This window comes from Paenibacillus sp. JT31N17, assembly GCF_056269255.1.
The window spans coordinates 225244-242920 of record NZ_JBWDNP010000002.1 but is presented as its reverse complement, the minus strand read 5'-3'; the positions used below and the strand labels follow the sequence as shown (position 1 = coordinate 242920).

The window sequence follows — 17677 nt, the reverse complement described above, 5'->3', positions numbered from 1 at the left end:
TTTGGTTTGTTTATTAGCATTATAGTATAGAAAGCGCTTTTTTGAAAGTGTTTTATATCAGCTGCCAGCCCTGTCCGGCAAAACAAAAAAACCTCCACGGCCACACGCGCCAGCAGGTCCATTCGTATTATTATTGCCGAGCTTTGATTTCAATCATGCTCTCTCTCTCTCTCAGGCTTTACGCCGGCCTGGTCTTCCACGCTTGTAAAGCTTCTTATCAGGCTGGAGGCCTCATTCCGGAAATAAACGGCGAAGCTCTTCCGGAAGCTCCCGGCTTGTTCTGGTTTCCGCATTCATGGTGACGCAGGTGATAAGAGCATCGGCGCACAGCTCATCCTGCCCGTTCAGGATTTGCTGGCTCAACACATAGCTGGTCCGGCCGGCTCTTTCGGGCACTGTTAAAATTCGCAGCTGGTCGCCTTGTCTGCATTCCTTCCGGTAGTTGATATTGATATTCACCGTTACAGTCTGGATGCCCATTTGCAGAAAAACATCGTAATGAAGCCCAGCCTGCTCATACCATTCTTCTCTGCCCCATTCAAGATATTCCAGATATTTGGCATTATTCACATGTCCATTCACATCAATTTCGGTTGAACGGACCATAATAGACGTTATAGCCTGCATAGCATCCGGCTCCTTCACCGCCCCTTCAAAAGGCGTCAAATGATTACTAATGGTAGCCATAAGCAGTTGGCTTGTCAAAGAAAATCCAAGCAACGCCGTCCTCCCCCTTCATGCTTGCAGACATATTTTGCGTTAAGATAGAAACTATAGCTTACAGAAAAGGATGAATATCCATGACCAGAACAGCATATTCCCGTCAAATCTTCCGCACATGGCTGCATTCCTCCGCCATTTCCGGCACCCTCGCCCTCTGCCTCTTCCTGATGCCGGGCTGCGGTTCCAATTACAATATAGGCTCCGGTGCCAACTCCCCCATGAGCGGCAGCGGGCTTCCGGATTCTGCAGCTGCCCCGGAGAATGATCATTACAAGACTCAGCCAACAGCAGAACCTCCCGCTGCCAATCAGCCGGAAGACGGTTCCAATGCCGCTGCCAATAACCCTTACGCTGCTGCAGGGATCGATGACCCGGAAGCATTCGAGGCCATTTTCGATCAGATCAAATCGGCGGTTGCCGGAGGAGATAAAGAGAAGGTTGCGGACTATGTGCTTTTTCCCATGCGGTTGAATACGGCCAAAGCAAATACAATTATCAAAAACAAAGAGGATTTCATCAATAAATATGACACAATTCTGACTGCATCTGTAAAGAAAGCATTGGCCAATCAAAAGACCGACAGCCTGTTCGTCAATGATCAGGGCGTCATGGTTGGCAATGGCGAGATGTGGTTCGGCGCTACCGCCGGTTCGCCGCAGAAATACGGTATTATTGCCGTTAACCATGACACGGTGGGGACCGATTAAGGCGCTTATGAGCCCTATAGCAAGAAGAGTACGATAGCCTTATAAATTAAAGCGGTACCCTACCCCCCATACGGTTTCGATATATTGGGGCTTGGACGGGTTCAGCTCGATTTTCTCTCTCAGCTTGCTGATATGAACAGTGACGGTAGGCAGATCCCCCATCGAGTCGAGTCCCCAGATCCGCTCGAACAGCTCCTCCTTGGTGAACACCCTGTTCGGGTTTGTAGCCAAATAAAGCAGCAAATCATATTCTTTGGTCGTCAGCAGGGCTTCGCGGTCCTCTACAAATACCTTCCGCGGAAGCTTGTCGATGAACAAGCCGCGGATCCGGATCTGATCCCTGGGACTGCTCCCTGTTCCGGTGCTGCCAGTCAGCCGCTCAAAGCGGGACAGATGCGCCTTCACCCGCGCGACCAGCTCGCCAACGCTGAACGGCTTCACAATATAATCGTCCGCCCCCAGACCGAAGCCTCTGATTTTATCCACTTCCTCACGTTTGGCGGATACCATCAGAATCGGAATATGGGTCGTCTGGCGAATAGCCTTGCAAATATCGAACCCATTCACACCCGGGAGCATCAGATCCAGAATAATCATGTCGAAGCTATCCTTCATCGCCTGCTCCAGGCCCGCATCGCCGGTTGCTGCAATATCCACGGTGAAGCCGCTCGCCTCCAAATAATCCTTTTGCACTTCGGCAATTACAGAATCATCCTCAATGATCAAGATCCTTTTCATCATGCTCTCCCTTATACCCCTCACGGGGTTGTCAATGTGAACAAAATGGTCGTGCCCTCTCCCGGGACGCTTTCCGCCCATACCCGGCCTCCATGCTCCTCCACGATCTGCTTCACAATCGCAAGGCCCAGCCCGCTGCCCCCGGTATCGTTGTTCCGGGAGAGATCCGTACGGTAGAAGCGGTCAAAAATATGGGGCAGACCCGCGGCTTCGATGCCTCGTCCGTTATCCTTTATCGATACCGTAATTTCCCGCAATTGCTTGTTCTCAAACAGCTCAATACGGATTTCTTTCTCCTCTTTGTCCATATGCTTCAAGCTGTTATCGGCAATATTGGCAATTACTCTGCCCAGCTTCTCGCGGTCCACCACAGCCATTACCGGCTTGCCCTGTGTATGGTCATACATAATCCGGATCCCGCGGTACTGCGGATGCATATGAAGCTCATCCGCAAAGGCATGAAGGTAAGCATTAATATCGGTCTGCTCAAAATGAAACGGCAGCCGTCTCAGATCCAGCTTGGAGTACAGGAACAGCTCATCGATCAGACGATCCAGATGCGCCGCCTTGGAATGAATCATTTCAATATATTTGGCCTGCTTCTGCGGCGTATCGGCTATGCCGTCCCTCATCCCCTCGGCGCAGGCGGAAATGGCCGTGATCGGTGTTTTAAGATCATGAGAGATGTTGGAGAGCAGCTCCTTGCGGTTCTCCTCAGCCTGCAGCTGCGTATGAATCGACGCTCTCAGCCGTTTTCTCATCTCTTCGAAGGTGGCGCTTAATTGGCCGATTTCGTCTTTTCTGATTACCTTCAGCTCATTGTCCAGATTGCCTTCCTTGATCTGCTCCGCCGCATGCTTCAGCGCATTAAGCGGCCTCAGAATTCCGCGGGATACCAGATAAGTCAGCAGCCCGTTGGTCAAGCCGACGATCAGGATCACGAACAGCAGCACGATTACAAAAAATAACCGGGCAAGATCGGCAAGTCGGTCTTCCTCCAAAATATACATGACACCGGGACTACCGTCGCCAAGCGTAAAAGCGTATTTTAAAACCGTATAGTCAATGCCGTCTAATTTGAATGTATCGCTATGATAACCGCCAGCACCGCTTGAATCAAACTCCCCAAGCCTGGGCAGGGCGGCAGCGCTGCTGTCTTCAAGTGCCGGTGAACTATACCGGACTTTATCCCCTGCCGCGATAATCAGCCGGATATCAAGAGGGTCCAGCTCCTTCTCCGTTTTCTCCAGAAAAGCGGCGTCTTCGAGACGATCCGGCTCATGCCGGGCGAAGAAGGCAAGCCCCGAGGTCCATTCCGTTTTCCGGTCCATCGCTTCGCGGAATTCCTTGACATTCTCAAAATCCCCGATGATTCTGCTGAGCGGTTTGATCCCCAGCGCATCGTTCAAGAACAGGGTGACCAGGATGACAGCCGTCAAGGCAAAGACAATAATCGGCACAACGACCATTGCGATATAAGACAGCAGTAATTTCTTGCGGATAGACATGCCAAGCGCCCCTGTTATAATGATTTGCCGGTAAATCTGAACAATCCGGCGGTATATCCTATTATACTGTACGCCGAGATAAAGACGAATATATTCATGAGCCTCAGCACCGGGACACTTGGCTGCAGCCACAGCTCATGCCAGTCGGTGTAGGCGAAGGGGGACCATACCGCAGCTTCAGGCAGGAACAACGGCAGCACCTTCAATGCCGCATAAACCGCGATACAAACGACAATGGCCGTTGTGCTGCTTTTGAACCACTGTGCGACGAGTGCCGCGAATATGGCTATTACCGCCATCGGGAAGAAAGCGGTGAAATAAGCGCCCAGTCCCCTGGCTATTCCCCATGTGCTGCCGCCGCCATCCGGAAGAAACAGACCGGACAATGCGGAAGCCGCCCAGCCGCCGGCAAGCACAGCCGCGACAATAAGCGCCAGCGACAGCAGCTTGGCTGTGAACACTTTTGTCCGGGTAATCGGCCGGACCAGTGTGATTTTCAACGTCCGCATGGCGGTCTCGGAGGTGAAGGAATCGGCTGCGCACATGAACAAATAAAGCGGCAGCAGTACAGTAGTCAATATCCCCAGCATGATCAGCGGAAAATCATTGCCTGCAATGGCGGAAATGCCTGCATTCCCTTGAACGCGGGCGACCAGCCATGCGGCCAGGACCGGGATCAGGACGAGAAACAGCAGAAACCACTTCGTTTTGCGCTGCAGCCACCATTTTTCCAGCTCATTGATTATACCTGCAGTCAGACTATGCATGAGATTCCCCTTCCTTGCTCTTTGCGACCGCAGCCAGATAATATTCTTCCATGGTGACGCCCTGCTGCTGCAGCTCATCCGCCTCGCCCTCGTGAATAAGCCTGCCGCCATTCATAATGCCGATGCGGTTTACGGTCATCTCCATCTCGTTCATCATATGGCTGGAGATCAGAAAAGCGGTCCCTTCCCTTTCCGACAGATATCTGATAATGCGGCGAACATCAATGATGCCCTCCACGTCAAGTCCATTCGTCGGTTCATCCAGAATGACCAGTCCCGGCGAGGACAGCAGCGCTCCCGCAAGCGACAGCCGCTGCTTCATGCCAAGCGAGTAGCCGCTGACCTTCTCTCCCTTGTAGAGAGTAAGTCCGACCATTTCCAGCACCTCATCAATCCGCTTTGCCGGCAGATCTTTATAGAACCTTGCCGCCTGCTTCAGATTGGCGTGACCGCTCATATATTCGTAAGCGTCCGCCGTCTCGATTACGCAGCCCGTACCCGTCATCGCCAGCTCGAACCGGTCTGTAATTCTGCTGCCAAACAGCGTCACGCTTCCCGAATCCGCAGCGCAAAGACCCGTCAATATCTTCAGCAGGGTCGTCTTACCCGCTCCATTGGGGCCGAACAAGCCGAAAATGTCGCCTTTATTCAGCTTGAAGCTGATATCGCGTATGCCGCGGCCGTTTTTATATATTTTCGTTACTCCATCGATCTCCAGAATAGCCGGAGAAGCGCCTGTTCGCATATTATTCACACTCCTTTATGAAAAATTGGCGAAAAATCGGCCGGACAACGCTCAGCTGGTATTGCTGTGTCCGGCCCGGTGCTGTTTTCTGATGATTATTGCTGTCCGCCCCATTCTTCAGCCGGATCAACCGTTACCACTTGTTTATTGTCCAGATCGATTACTTCGGGTGACGTGCTGTTGTAAGCCGAGAGTCCGGCATCCAGCGTTACCGTTACAGTGTGATCGGCACTGGCTTCATCTTTGCCTGCCGCCTTGATTTGTACAGTTTGATGCTGGATGCGGTTATCCTTGCCGATAAGCGCATCCAGGCTGACCGCTTCAATCCGGACATCCTGTGCCAGTTCAGGAAGCTGCGGCTGCCATTCTCCGCCAAGCAGCTGCTGGTGAATGGAATCCGCAGGTCCCGCCTCATTATTATGTTCGCCTTGAGCGCCGCTGCCCGCATGTTTGATCAACAAGGAACCAATGGCATTGACGGCCGCAGGAATTTGGCTTCCCGTTAAATCCAGGGAGATGTGCTTGATGCCATCCGCCTGCTCATCCAGCTCCACCTGCTGCTTCACATTGCCGACCAGCGTATCAATGACATTTTCCAGTTCCTTGGGAAAACCGTCTCCACCCGGTTCATGGTTTCCAAATTTGCGCTGCGCATGTTCCGGCGCTCCCTGCGGATCGATGACGTAATACACGTCATCCTTGCTGTTCTTGACAATCATCTGCTCATTCTGATGATACATATTCACCGCGATCGGCTCCGTGCCCGCTCCCCCCAATGTCAGCGAGCCGCTGGCTCCGCCCTGGTCTTTATCCAGCTTGAGCTTCGCCTTGGCCTGCAGCTTCTCCGCTCCGTTGTCGCTGACCGTAACCGACACGTCGGCTGTGACGCTCTTCACATTGGTATTGGTCTTCAGCGCTTCCTTGTAAGCATCATAGCCTGCCGAGCCTGCACTTGCGGTGAAGCCGCTGGCGACCAGCAGAACCGCACCGGCCGTTAACGGAATTCCAAAGGACAACCATTTCTTTTTTTTATTCATCTTTATTTCCTCCTGTTCTTGAAAGCCTCTTCGGTGAAGCTCCCTGGTGCTTCTTTAGCGAAGCTCCCTGTAAACAGAATACCGCTCAACCCTAAACCGCTCGTAAACCAGTTCTAAAGAAAGTATAAATTCGTCAAGAAGAAACGGCGGCGCCGTCCTTTGGCGATAGCGTCAGTTTGTTCCCTCAAACTTTACAGAATTGTACAGGCGCAAAACTTATCCATTCGATAAGGTCAAAAAAGATTGACCGATGCGTGATGACGGGCCTTGTGCATGAATAAATATAAGACGTAGGACGGGTTAACAGGGGAAAGCCACGGGTAAATACAGATGTAATAACAGAAGGAGGCGGACTGGAATGGCTAAACTTGTAGGGCCGGATACAACCAAGACCAAGTCAAATGTTGTTCTCCAATACCCCGATAATTCGATCAATTCCCGAACAGACGGCACCGTGTATAAACGCAGATCCTTTATCGATTTTGCCCAGAACCTGTACTGCCGCTTTCAGGATGACGAGGTTCCCGCGCTGGGAGCTCAGCTGACATACTACCTGATTCTCTCGTTCTTCCCTTTTCTGATCTTCATCATTGCTGTTCTCAGCTTTGCCAATCTGACCCTGCAGGATGTAATCGAGCAAATCCAGCTGATCATGCCTGAGCTCTCGACGAACACCATCAGCGACGCCTTCATCGAGATTCAGGCTTCCAGCAACGGGTCTCTGCTTTCGGTGGGGTTGATTATTACGTTATGGTCGGCATCCAACGGCATAAGCGCCGTCATGAAAGCTTTGAATAAAGCTTATGATGTGGAGGAAACGCGCCCCTTCTGGAAAGTCAAAGCGTATTCGCTCGTTTTTACGATTGTATTGGCGCTTGTCATCCTGTTCAGCATGGTCATGCTCATCTTCGGTAGAGTGATCGGGGATATGCTGTACAAATGGACGCAGCTTCCAGGCAGCATCGATACCGTATGGGGATTCGCCCAATACGTCATCCCCATCGTGATCATGTCTGTCGTCTTCGCCTCCCTGTACCTGTTTGCTCCCAACCTGCGGCTGCATTTCCGCGAAGTGGTGCCGGGCGCGTTGTTTGCCACCTTCGGCTGGATCATAACCTCCTTATGCTTCTCCTTTTATGTCAATAATTTCGGCAATTATACGAAGACCTACGGAAGCATCGGCGGAATTATCGTCTTGCTTACCTGGCTGTATCTGTCGAGCATCATCATCGTGCTGGGAGGTGAAATTAACGCTTCGCTGCATTTCGACAAGCACGGCAAAATGAAAGCAAACTGCAAGCGCTTCTCCATCTCGCTGCCGTTCTTCAAACGAGGAAAAACGAAAGGCGCCTGAGCATCAGGCCATATGCGTTAGAATAGCAGCCCCTGAGGCCAATGCTTCAGGGGCTGCCGCTATGTCCTGCCTATGTAAAGCCGCGTACAAACAAGCCATGCGGAAAATTCCATAAAATGCACATATTTTGAGCCCGGAATGGAAAGGATTCCAACATACGCCTGTCGAATAAAGCACAGATGCTTGAAGGAATAGAAACAGAAAATAAGTGAAAAGAGGGAACATGCAATGAATCGGACAGGCTTCACGCCGGAGCTTCACCATGATCAATCCGGCCCCCAGGCACATTGGAAGAAACTATCTTTGAGAGCTCTCCTGGTGATTTCGCTGATGTCGCTGGCGCTGTTATTAGCCGCCTGCGGAACCAAGCCCGACAACAGCGGCGGAAACACGGCGGGCAATACCTCGGGGAACACATCAGGAAACACGTCAGGAAACACCAATACGCCTCCTGCGGAGACGGGTGACGCTGCGGGCAATACGAACAGCGGAGGCGCAGCTGACTCATTTGCTTCTGAGGATGATCCCATAGTCACGATTGAAATGGAAGACGGCAAAACGATTGAGATCGAGCTTTATCCCAAGGCTGCGCCGAATACGGTCAACAACTTTGTCTCTCTGGTCAAAAAGGGCTTCTATGACGGCCTGACCTTCCACCGCGTCGTTCCCGGGTTCATGATCCAGGGCGGCGATCCGGACGGCAGAGGCTCGGGCGGACCCGGCTACGGCATCAAGGGCGAATTCAGCCAGAACGGCGTACAAAACGGTTTGCTTCATGAGCGCGGCGTCATCTCGATGGCACGGGCTCAGGATATGGATTCCGCAGGCTCGCAATTTTTCATTATGGTGGATGCCAACACCGGTCTGGACGGCGCCTATGCCGCTTTCGGCAAAGTGACCAAAGGTCTGGAGACCGTTGACGCCATCGTAAGCGTCCCAACCGATGGAAGCGAGCTCGCGGTCACTCCTCCTAAAATGAAAAAGGTAACCGTCGATACCAAGGGCGTGGATTATCCGGAGCCTGAGAAAATCACCCCGTAGAGGGAATGAGGGCGGCTCACGCAGGTTTCCTATTAAATAGAGAACCCACAGCAAGCAAAGCAAAACCCTGACCAGGGCGGTCAGGGTTTTGCTTTGCTTATGCCATGCTGCATATATCCAGTCATACCAAGGCATGAGCTTCACAGGCCAGTCTGCTCGGGAAGCGCCGGAGGCTCCGCATCCTGATGCAGCGGCAGGATGATTTCGAAGGTGGTCCCTTCGTTCAGCTTGCTGTTCACCCGTACGCGCCCGTTATGCTTCTCGATGATCTGATAGCTGATCATAAGGCCAAGGCCTGTACCCTTCTCTTTGCTGGAGTAGAAAGGTTCTCCCAGCCGGGCAATCCGATCCTCGGAAATCCCGCAGCCCTGATCGCTGATGCCGATGATCAGATGATCCGCATCGAGCTGCTCGACCGTTACGATGATCTGGCCGCCCTGGGGCATGGCCTCGATCGCATTTTGCAATATATTCGCAAGCGCCTGCTTGAGCTGATTTTCGTCGCATTCCAGATACATTTGCTCATTACCCAGATTGGAGATAATCTGAACATTGCTTAGAACCGCGTTTGTTTCCATCAATATAATAATATTGGACAAAATCACGCCAATGTCATTCATCTTGAATTCAACTTCCTGCGGCTTGGCCAGCATCAGGAACTCCCCGATAATGGATTCGATGCGATCCACCTCCGAGAGCATCAGCTGATAGTAGCTTTCGTTTTTTTTATCCGTCGTCCGCAGCATCTGCGTAAAGCCCTTCAGCACGGTAAGCGGATTGCGCACCTCATGCGCGACTCCCGCAGCCAGCTGCCCCACGGCCATGAGCTTATCGGATTTGCGTATGAGCTCCTCCGCTTCCTTCTTGGTCGTAATGTCCTGAAATTGCACAATATAATAAAGCGGCTTGTTGTGATCGTCTCTGACAACTGTCGTATTCAACAGGCCCCATACCACATGCCCCGATTTATGAATAAACCGGCTTTCCATTTCATACCACGGGATTTCGGCAATCAGCAGCCGTGTCGTATTGTCAAGATGATCATCCAGGTGATCCGGATGCAGGATGCCATGGAACCGCAGCTCGGCAAGCTCGGACTCCGTATATCCCAATATATCGCAGAATGAATAATTCGCTTCCAGAAAACGCCCATTAATATCAATCAGAGCGATGCCTGCGGCCGCATAATTGAACACAGTCCGAAACCGTTCTTCAATCTGCTTGTCGGCCTTCTCGATCTGCTGGCGCTCTGTCAAATCCGCCACTTCGGTTATCAGAAACAAATGAATCCCGTGGAACAGCTTCATCATCCCATGAATTTCCAGAGGAAAAATCGAATGATCCTGTCTGATTCCCCTTGCCTGCCATACAATATTTTTATTCTTATTACCCTTGACCTCTTCCTCTTCGATCAGATAGGTCCGTCTGTCGCGGGGATGAATCAGTTCAAGGAGCTCCATGCCAATAAGCTTGTTCCTGTCATAGCCAAATAAACGTGAAGCATCGGAATTTATTGTGATAATCTTCCCATTTTTCACCACAATCATATAGGGAAGTATTTCTTCCAAAAAGGTTTCGAGCACGTTTTCCCCATCTGCGTTTTCAAACATAAGAAGTATTCCCACATCATATTCCCCTTTGAAGGCAGAGTACAGCTCCACACATTACAAAGCTATGTGAAATCGTCATCTTGATGTCATCACTATTCATCATAATTGTTAACCGTACCATTTTCAACTTAATCATCTGCGCTCATGCTTTAAACAGAATTATGAAAAAATAGCGCCCTGCTTTGTACAGAGCGCTTTTCGTCCGGATATGTCGAAGAACCTCAAACTTGGGCGTACCGATTATTTCCACACTACTTTTTCACCGTAATCTTTTCCCCAATTGTACATCATGCGCAGGATCGGCATCAGGCTCTCGCCATAATCGGTCAACGTATATTCGACACGCGGCGGAACTTCGGCATATACCTTGCGGCGCACCAATAGATCGTCCTCCAGCTCGCGCAGCTGGTTGGTCAGCATCTTCTGGGTGATGGAGGGAATAAGCCGTTTTAGCTCGCTGAAGCGTTTGGTGCCTTCCAGACCAAGATGCCACAAAATAATCAGCTTCCATTTGCCGCCGATAACCGCAAGCGTCAGCTCCTTCTCGCAATTGATTTCTGTGAGATTAATCCGTTCCTTCAGCTCGTTTGCCATACCGGCTGCCCCTTTCTGTCCGCAATTCCCAATTCTTCCTACCTGCTCAAACCCTGCAGGAACGCCAATAGTATACTGGTGGTGACTACACCACTTGCAAGTGCGTACTTCTTAAATAGAAACGATAGCTATAGAATAAGCCTTGGATCTGAACATATCAATACAAATCGAATAGGAGTGATCAAATTGGAATTGCAATTAGCGCTTGATCTGGTGAATATCCCGGAAGCCAAAGCATTGGTGAAAGAAGTAGAAGCTTATATTGACATTGTTGAAATCGGAACCCCTGTCGTTATTAATGAAGGTTTGCATGCAGTCAAAGCGATCAAGGAGGCTTTTCCCAACTTGAAAGTATTGGCGGATCTCAAAATTATGGATGCCGGCGGTTATGAAGTCATGAAAGCCGTCGAAGCGGGGGCGGACATCGTGACCGTGCTTGGCGTCGCTGAGGATTCCACGATCCGAGGCGCCGTAGAGGAAGCGGCCAAAACAAACAGGAAGATACTGGTGGACATGATCAGTATCAAAAACATCGAAGAGCGGGCAAAGGAGCTTGACGCGCTCGGCGTAGATTATATCTGTGTCCACTCAGGCTACGATACCCAGGCGGAGGGCAAAAACTCTTTTGAGGAACTCTCCGCGATCAAACGCGTCGTCAAAAACGCAAAAACAGCCATAGCCGGAGGAATCAAACTGTCCACGCTTCCGGAAGTTATTGCGGCCAAGCCTGATCTGATCATAGTAGGCGGCGGTATTACAGGACATGACAATATCCAGACGGCTGCTTCCCAAATGCGGCAATTAATCAAACAAGGTTAGTCCAATGGGGATTACTTCGTACACGGACAAAATAATCGGAGAGCTCTCCCGCAGCCTCCGGGCCGTTCCCGAGGATGCGGTGGAACAGCTGGCCGAAGGCATCCTCGCGTCGAGGAAAATATTCGTCGCCGGCGCCGGCCGGTCCGGACTGATGATGAAAGCGCTGGCCATGCGCCTGATGCAGGCCGGACTTGAAGCTTATGTAGTTGGCGAAACCATAACGCCCGGCATCGCCAAAGAAGACATGCTGATCATCGGCTCAGGCTCGGGAGAAACGAGCAGCCTTCTCTCCATGGCCGGCAAGGCGGGAGGCATCGGGGCGACGGTCGTCCTCGCGACAATCTCCCCCGCTTCCTCCATCGGGAAGCTCGCGGATATCGTGATTCCTATCCCCGCTTCCCCGAAGGATCGGACGGGAGAAGGCGGAGTTACCGTACAGCCCATGGGCTCGTTGTTTGAGCAGAGCATTCTGCTGCTGTTCGATGGTCTGATCCTGCGTTTGATGGATCATCGCAAGCTCGACTCATCCTCAATGTTTGGCAATCATGCCAATCTGGAATAAGTATACGCCGCCCCCGCCCCTTTGCAGCGGGGGCGGTTTTATTGCGCGTTGACCCGGGTCCCCCATTTCTGTCGACGCAAAGTTCAAATGATGTCAACAGCATTCATGACGAAACCTCCTTTTCCTTTGATTGATCTTGGAAGCGTTCTATTCTACGATTATTTCAACCCCTTTAATCAAAGACTATACAGGAGGGGAATTTTTTATGGGAGGTTAACAGGATGTCTGAACAACTTACTGGCCGGCAAGCATCCTCAGGCGGGGTCAAAGTTTCCGTGCAGCGTTTCGGGCGTTTTCTCAGCGGGATGGTTATGCCGAATATCGGCGCTTTTATCGCCTGGGGCTTGATTACGGCTTTATTTATCCCGACGGGCTGGATACCCAACGAATATCTCGGCAAGCTGGTTGATCCCATGATCACCTACCTGCTGCCCCTTCTTATCGGATATACAGGCGGTCAAATGATCCACGGCATGCGCGGAGGCGTTATTGGAGCCATCGCCACTATGGGGGTTATCATAGGCTCGGATATTCCGATGTTCATCGGAGCGATGATTGTCGGCCCCTTGTCCGCCTGGATCCTCAGGGCCTTCGACAGATCCGTGGAGGGCAAAATCCGCTCGGGCTTCGAAATGCTGGTCAACAACTTCTCCGCCGGCATAATCGGAGGCGCGCTTGCTCTTGGAGCTTACACCGGCATAGGTCCGGTCGTAGAGAAAGCAAGCCAACTGCTGGCTTCCGGCGTGGAGGGCCTGATTAATGCAGGTCTGCTGCCCTTGGCCAATATTCTCATTGAGCCGGGCAAAATCCTGTTTCTGAACAATGCCATCAATCATGGCGTGCTGGGGCCGATCGGGCTCGAGCAGGCTTCCAATACGGGCAAATCGATCATTTTCATGCTGGAGTCGAATCCGGGACCCGGTCTTGGCATTCTGCTTGCTTACTGGTTCGTGGGAAAAGGCCTTACGAAGCAGTCTGCGCCGGGAGCGGCCATCATTCATTTCTTCGGCGGCATTCATGAAATTTATTTCCCTTATATTCTGATGAACCCGCGGCTTATCCTTGCGGTAATCGCAGGCGGGGTTACAGGCAGCTTCACCTTCACGATCTTCAATGCCGGACTTGTAGCCACTCCATCCCCGGGCAGTATATTCGCCTACATTGCGATGGCGCCCAAGGGCGGATTGCTCGCTGCACTCAGCGGTATACTGACCGCTGCGGTCGTCTCTTTTCTGGTTGCCTCGCTGCTGCTCAAAACAAGCCGAAAAGCGGAAGAAGAAGGCGATCTGGAGCTTGCGCAGCAGAAAATGCAGCAAATGAAAAGTGAAGCCAAAGGGACCGCTGCAGCCGCAGTCGCAAATGCCGCTCCGGTTCCAGGAGCTGCTGTCAAAGCAAAAGCGGATGTTTCCAAAATCGTGTTCGCCTGCGATGCCGGCATGGGCTCAAGCGCGATGGGCGCGTCTATACTGCGCAAGAAAATCAAGGCCGCAGAGATTCCGGTAACGGTGACCAATACCGCCATCAGTGAAATCCCGGCCGATGCGGACATCGTCATCACCCACAGGTCGCTGACGGACCGCGCCAGACAGAAGGCTCCCGGAGCGGAGCATATTTCCATCGACAATTTCTTGAAAAGTCCTGAATATGACGAGCTTGTAAACAGGCTGAGCGTATCCTAATAGATCGAGGATTGATGCCGATGAACCTATCCAAGAGACAGCGACAAATTATTGAATTGCTGCTTAACAAGCAGGGCGAGCTGACGTCGGGCGAAATTGCCGAAGCCATCAAGGTCAGCTCGCGGACGATTCACAGAGAGCTGGCTCAGGTGGAGGAGGCCCTGAGGGACGCCGGCATCTCTCTTCTTAAGAAATCCGGATCAGGCATCCAGCTTGAAGCGGAGCAGGACAAACTTCAAGCCTTCAAGCAGCAGCTCTCCAGGATGAATCCCGATCATTTCACCGCAAGAGAAAGAAAGGTGCTCATTCTTTGCTGGCTGCTGGAAAGCCCGGAACCCGTCAAGCTGTTCCTGCTTGCCCATGATCTGCATGTGGCCGTTCCGACCGTCACCGCCGATCTGGATGAAATCGAGGATTGGGTCGTCAAGCAGGGACTCGCTCTGGTCAGACGGCGCGGATACGGGGTGCAAATTATCGGGCCGGAGGCTGCGCTCCGGGGAACGATCGCAAGGCTCGCCAGGGAGCAGCTTGACGATTCTGAATTATTCGGACGGTTCGGCGGGCAGCCTGCTGATCCGCTGTCTGGCGAGCTGCTGAATATGATCGGAAGAGAGGATAGTTTCTTCAAAGTCGAGAAAGCCCTGTGGCAGCTGGAGGATCAATGGCCGACAACCTTGTCCGAGGCCGATTATACGATGCTTCTTATCTCCTTGTCGGTCAGCTTGACCCGGATCCGCAAGGGAAGAACGATTTCCCCCGCTGAGGCAGCGGGGGCTTTGGCCAAGGAAGACGCGGACAGCGGAGAACAGGCCAGGCTTCGCATGTTCATGGATATGATGGGAATCACACTCCCGGAAGAAGCCGCCTATATCGGGCAGCAGCTCGCGGACTGGAACAAGCCGCAGGTGATTAATCCTTTGCTGGCCGATAATTTGCAGCTGGCTGACACCATTGTCCGGATGATCCGGATTGTCGAAGACAGGCTCGGGGTAGAGTTAATGCAGGACCGCACGCTGCTTGACGGGCTGATCCGTCATGCCGGACCGGCCCTGCAGCGTCTTCGTGAAGGGACCGCCATCCGGAATCCGCTGGTAGCCCAGATCAAGAAGGATTACGAGAAGCTGTTTCTCATTGTCAGGCAGGCGGTCAAGGACACCGTTGCCGAACCTTCCGTTCCCGATGAGGAAATCGGCTTTCTGGTCATGCATTTCGGCGCTTCGCTGGAGAGATTGAAGCAGTTTCCGCGGCATGTCCGCGCCCTTCTCGTCTGCACCAGCGGAATCGGTTCATCCAAGCTGCTGGAAGTGAGAATCAATAAAGAGCTTCCCCAGATTGATCTGATCGGACGCGCGTCCTGGTTCGAGGCTTCGCGATATCCGGAGGATCAGTATGATCTGATTATTTCAACCGTCGATCTGCCGGTTGAACCGGACCGTTATATCAAGCTCAGCCCTCTGCTGACGGCTGAGGAAGCGGTTAAGCTGCGAACCTACATTCAGACCATTACCTTAAACCGTCTTCCCTCCGTCAGACAGGAGAGCTCCCTTAGCAGCGATGCGCTGGAGAGGCTGCGGCGGATGAGCCGTTATTCGGCGATCATCCTGTACATTATGGATCAATTCGAGTGCTATCGCGAGGATATTCCTCCGGATGAATTTCATCTGAAGGGCATCTTAACCCGTCTGTGCGCCAGGTTGCGGCGCAGAGATGCCATCGACCGTATTGAACCGATTGTAAACCAGCTGCTGGAGAGGGAATCGTATGGCAGCCAGATCATTCCCGACACGAAGCTGGCCTTATTCCATACAAGAAACGAATTTGTTCCGCGTCCTGTGCTCTGCCTGTTCACGCTGGATCAGCCGCTGCTGCTGGATGATCAGAAGCCTGTCCATCAGATTCTGCTGATGCTTGCGCCCTTGAAGCTGTCCTCCGACAGCCTGGAGGTGCTGAGTGAAATCAGCAGCATGCTCCTGTCCAGCGAGCTGATTCATCTGCTGGAGCAGGGAGACAAGGCGTCCATACAGCAATTTTTCTCCCATGAGCTCGAGGCTTTTCTGCAAAACAAAATGGAATGGAGTGATTGACCTGTGAGCATTTTATCGAGAGACAAAGTAAAATTAAATGTTCAAGTGAAGGACAAATATGAGGCGATCCGTGTTGTAGGCCAGATGCTCGTTGATGCAGGGCACGTCCCTGCCGAATATATCGGCAAAATGATTGAACGGGAGGACAGTCTGTCCACCTATCTTGGAGGGGGGCTTGCTATCCCCCATGGCACCAATGATGCCAGGAGTCTGATCCGCTCGACCGGCATGTCCATTGCCATTGTTCCGGACGGCATTGACTTCGGTGAAGGCGAACCCGCCTATCTGATTATCGGAATTGCCGCCGCCGGCGACGATCATCTCGAAATTCTGACTCATGTGGCCGAGCTTGTATCTGATGACGACACACTTGAGACCATTCTCCAAACCGCTGACAAGGATGAGCTGCTCCGCATCTTCGAGCAGGGTATGGAAGCATGAAGGCGGTCCAGTTCGGCGCGGGCAATATCGGCAGAGGCTTTATCGGGCTGCTGCTGTCCCGTTCCGGGCTCGCCGTAAGCTTCGTCGACGTCAACGAAAACCTTGTCAATCTGCTTAATGCGCGGAAGCAGTATGAGGTCATCCTTGCCAATGCCGCTTCGGACGCGGCAACCGTACGGCAGGTTGCCGCCATTAACGGAAACGACATCGATCAGGTGACGCGGGCCGTAGCCGGGGCGGATCTGGTGACGACGGCCGTGGGGCTGCCGGTTCTGAAAGCTATTGCCGCGGGGATAGCCTCAGGCATCGAGCTCCGCCTGCAGAGCAGCATTCCCGCCCCGCTGCATATCATTGCCTGCGAGAATGCCATAGGCGGGAGCACGCAGCTCAAAGCCCATGTGTACAGCCATCTGTCAGCCGAATATCAGCAGCTAGCGGACCGCTTTATCCGGTTTCCCGATGCGGCTGTCGACCGGATCGTCCCGCTTCAGCATCATGACGATCCGCTGATGGTTACGGTCGAGCCTTTTCATGAATGGGTCGTTGACGGCTCTTCCCTCCTGGAAGGCTTCCCTGTTATCGAAGGCATGCACCTTGTTTCGCATTTGGAGCCGTATATCGAACGCAAGCTGTTTACTGTCAACACAGGCCACTGCTGCGCCGCTTATCACGGTTACCTGCGCGGTTACGCCACAATTCAGCAAGCGATGAAGGATGAGGCCGTTCAGTCCGAAGTCCGGAATACATTGCAGGAGACAGGCGCCATGCTGATCCGAAAATACGGCTTCGACGAGCAGGAGCATATGGATTATATCAGCAGCATAATGGAGCGGTTCATCAATCCATATCTGATGGATGAGGTTGTACGTGTGGGACGTTCCCCGGTCCGCAAGCTGTCGCCGGATGACCGGCTTATACGTCCGGCAATGGCCGCCCACGCGCTTGGTCTGGAGGTTGCCCATTTGGCGCGGGCTGCGGCCGCTGCCCTAAGGTTCAATTATAAGGAAGATCCTGAGGCTGTACAGCTTCAGGAGTCCATTGCCCGGTATGGCCTGCATCCGACAATCACCAGTTATACCGGAATTCCTGAGACCCATTCGGTTCATCAGGAAATCGCGCGACACTATGAGGCGTTGAATTAAGCAGAAACGGCGCCGCCGTCTTTTGACGGGCAGGTAAGTTTCTTCTCTAATGGATAATAGTGAAACTTATACATTCTATAAGGATAAGAAGAAACGGCTGAAGCCGTGTTTTAGCGGTAAAGTTAG

Annotated in this window: 17 protein-coding genes; 9 read left to right on the top strand and 8 right to left on the bottom strand. The window is 52.4% G+C overall.

Features of this window, described 5'->3' with window-relative positions:
- Nucleotides 1–231: 231 nt before the first annotated feature.
- Nucleotides 232–627: an acyl-CoA thioesterase gene (locus AC0YOB_RS08640; RefSeq protein ID WP_475792983.1), complete on the bottom strand. Its 396-nt coding sequence runs from the start codon at nt 625–627 to the stop codon at nt 232–234.
- 173 nt (nt 628–800) lie between these two features.
- On the opposite strand from AC0YOB_RS08640, the gene AC0YOB_RS08635 reads away from it, so the two are divergent.
- Nucleotides 801–1430 carry a hypothetical protein gene (locus AC0YOB_RS08635; RefSeq protein WP_475792501.1) on the top strand — a complete coding sequence of 210 codons (630 nt, stop codon included), beginning with the start codon at nt 801–803 and terminating at the stop codon, nt 1428–1430.
- Nucleotides 1431–1469: 39 nt separating this feature from the next.
- On the opposite strand, the gene AC0YOB_RS08630 is transcribed toward AC0YOB_RS08635, so the two are convergent.
- The 5 genes from AC0YOB_RS08630 to AC0YOB_RS08610 form a co-directional block, all read right to left on the bottom strand.
- Nucleotides 1470–2168, bottom strand: a complete 699-nt coding sequence (locus AC0YOB_RS08630) for a response regulator transcription factor (RefSeq protein ID WP_475792982.1) — start codon at nt 2166–2168, stop codon at nt 1470–1472.
- Nucleotides 2169–2188: 20 nt separating this feature from the next.
- Nucleotides 2189–3676: a sensor histidine kinase gene (locus AC0YOB_RS08625; RefSeq protein WP_475792500.1), complete on the bottom strand. Its 1488-nt coding sequence runs from the start codon at nt 3674–3676 to the stop codon at nt 2189–2191.
- Between the two features lie 14 nt (nt 3677–3690).
- Nucleotides 3691–4443 carry an ABC transporter permease gene (locus tag AC0YOB_RS08620; RefSeq protein WP_475792499.1) on the bottom strand — a complete coding sequence of 251 codons (753 nt, stop codon included), beginning with the start codon at nt 4441–4443 and terminating at the stop codon, nt 3691–3693.
- Nucleotides 4436–5188 carry an ABC transporter ATP-binding protein gene (locus tag AC0YOB_RS08615; RefSeq protein ID WP_475792498.1) on the bottom strand — a complete coding sequence of 251 codons (753 nt, stop codon included), beginning with the start codon at nt 5186–5188 and terminating at the stop codon, nt 4436–4438. Before AC0YOB_RS08615 ends, AC0YOB_RS08620 begins: the two co-directional genes overlap by 8 nt.
- 95 nt (nt 5189–5283) lie before the next feature.
- The gene (locus AC0YOB_RS08610; protein WP_475792497.1) at nt 5284–6225 is read right to left on the bottom strand and encodes a hypothetical protein; all 942 of its coding nucleotides are present in this window, start codon (nt 6223–6225) and stop codon (nt 5284–5286) included.
- Nucleotides 6226–6583: 358 nt separating this feature from the next.
- On the opposite strand from AC0YOB_RS08610, the gene AC0YOB_RS08605 reads away from it, so the two are divergent.
- Together AC0YOB_RS08605 and AC0YOB_RS08600 are read left to right on the top strand one after the other, a co-directional pair.
- Complete coding sequence (locus AC0YOB_RS08605) at nt 6584–7579, top strand: YihY/virulence factor BrkB family protein (RefSeq protein WP_475792496.1); 996 nt, start codon at nt 6584–6586, stop codon at nt 7577–7579.
- Between the two features lie 228 nt (nt 7580–7807).
- Nucleotides 7808–8620 (top strand): peptidylprolyl isomerase, encoded by an 813-nt coding sequence (locus tag AC0YOB_RS08600; RefSeq protein WP_475792495.1) that lies wholly within the window; start codon nt 7808–7810, stop codon nt 8618–8620.
- A gap of 140 nt (nt 8621–8760) precedes the next feature.
- Here the strand turns inward: AC0YOB_RS08600 and AC0YOB_RS08595 are convergent, their stop codons facing one another.
- Nucleotides 8761–10245: a PAS domain S-box protein gene (locus AC0YOB_RS08595; protein WP_475792494.1), complete on the bottom strand. Its 1485-nt coding sequence runs from the start codon at nt 10243–10245 to the stop codon at nt 8761–8763.
- A gap of 225 nt (nt 10246–10470) precedes the next feature.
- Complete coding sequence (locus tag AC0YOB_RS08590) at nt 10471–10824, bottom strand: winged helix-turn-helix transcriptional regulator (protein WP_475792493.1); 354 nt, start codon at nt 10822–10824, stop codon at nt 10471–10473.
- A 186-nt stretch (nt 10825–11010) separates the two neighbouring features.
- Here AC0YOB_RS08590 and hxlA point away from each other — a divergent pair, with 186 nt between their 5' ends.
- The 6 genes from hxlA to AC0YOB_RS08560 all read left to right on the top strand — a co-directional run bounded on the left by hxlA (nt 11011) and on the right by AC0YOB_RS08560 (nt 17551).
- The gene (gene hxlA / locus AC0YOB_RS08585; RefSeq protein ID WP_475792492.1) at nt 11011–11643 is read left to right on the top strand and encodes a 3-hexulose-6-phosphate synthase; all 633 of its coding nucleotides are present in this window, start codon (nt 11011–11013) and stop codon (nt 11641–11643) included.
- Between the two features lie 4 nt (nt 11644–11647).
- Nucleotides 11648–12205: a 6-phospho-3-hexuloisomerase gene (hxlB, locus tag AC0YOB_RS08580; protein ID WP_475792491.1), complete on the top strand. Its 558-nt coding sequence runs from the start codon at nt 11648–11650 to the stop codon at nt 12203–12205.
- Nucleotides 12206–12426: 221 nt separating this feature from the next.
- On the top strand, nt 12427–13884 hold the full coding sequence (locus AC0YOB_RS08575) for a PTS mannitol transporter subunit IIBC (RefSeq protein WP_475792490.1): 1458 nt from the start codon (nt 12427–12429) through the stop codon (nt 13882–13884).
- A gap of 20 nt (nt 13885–13904) precedes the next feature.
- Entirely contained in the window at nt 13905–15968 is a 2064-nt protein-coding gene (locus AC0YOB_RS08570; protein ID WP_475792489.1) for a BglG family transcription antiterminator, read from the top strand.
- Nucleotides 15969–15971: 3 nt separating this feature from the next.
- Nucleotides 15972–16409: a PTS mannitol transporter subunit IIA gene (locus AC0YOB_RS08565; protein WP_475792488.1), complete on the top strand. Its 438-nt coding sequence runs from the start codon at nt 15972–15974 to the stop codon at nt 16407–16409.
- Entirely contained in the window at nt 16406–17551 is a 1146-nt protein-coding gene (locus tag AC0YOB_RS08560; protein WP_475792487.1) for a mannitol-1-phosphate 5-dehydrogenase, read from the top strand. The genes AC0YOB_RS08565 and AC0YOB_RS08560 overlap by 4 nt, the downstream gene beginning before the upstream one ends.
- The last annotated feature ends 126 nt before the right edge of the window (nt 17552–17677 follow it).